At 55.6% G+C, this 673-nt stretch carries 2 protein-coding genes; both read right to left on the bottom strand.

The genetic code is table 11. From position 1 onward, the window contains the following. Window positions 1-248, bottom strand: a 248-nt coding sequence (locus tag AC1RPN_RS08040) for a hypothetical protein (RefSeq protein WP_481763687.1), incomplete at its 3' end; no start/stop codon positions are given. Between the two features lie 38 nt (window positions 249-286). Next, the gene (locus tag AC1RPN_RS08035; RefSeq protein WP_481763686.1) at window positions 287-589 is read right to left on the bottom strand and encodes a hypothetical protein; all 303 of its coding nucleotides are present in this window, start codon (window positions 587-589) and stop codon (window positions 287-289) included. Between the last annotated feature and the right edge of the window lie 84 nt (window positions 590-673).

The following is a 673-nucleotide window of genomic DNA, read 5'->3' as shown; positions in this document are numbered from 1 at the left end:
GCCTCAAGGCGTCGTTCCAGCTCACCGTCCACGCTGTGGAACGAGTAAAGCTGGAAAAAGTCCTCGGCCGTACGATTGAGTACGTTACCCGAGATATCGACGTACATGACTTGCGGCGGGTGCTTGATCTGCGTTTTCGGCTTCAGGCTCGTGTTCGTGAGCCACAGGAATTTGGCGCTGGAGCCATCGGCGTCTCGGGTCCACACCGAGCCCGGCGTCAGGAATTCCATGTTTTCTGCAACAGACATTATGATCCTCTTGGGGTTGATTGGTGGTGCTGTAAATCTTATTTACTAGCAGGCGCGTTGATACGCAGCAGCGGCGTCACGAGCGCCACAAAAGCCTGAAAGCGATTGTCGCATGCGTCATGTTCGTTGGCCCACTGGGCAATCGCCTCTGTCTGCGCCTTCCCGTCGTATTTCTTCGCCGGGTCGAGTTTCGCCAGGTGGCCACAAGGTGCTATTGCCTGCGGGTCGATGTTCAAACTCGATTTTTCGGACACGAGAACTGGCGTCGTGGCCTTTTGAGGTGTCGTACCACACGCAGTCAGCAGTGTTGCACAAATCAGCGCAATTGTCAACGTCTTCATCGTGGGTCCTTCGTGCCATCTAGCACTTGGTTGATCAGATTCACGGTCGGAGCCGACCACGCACACACTTCAGGGCTCGGATTC

The organism is Dellaglioa sp. CoH-57-MRSF-20, from assembly GCF_056781955.1.
Note: the sequence above shows the minus strand (reverse complement) of the source record. Positions and strands in the feature narration are given on the sequence as shown.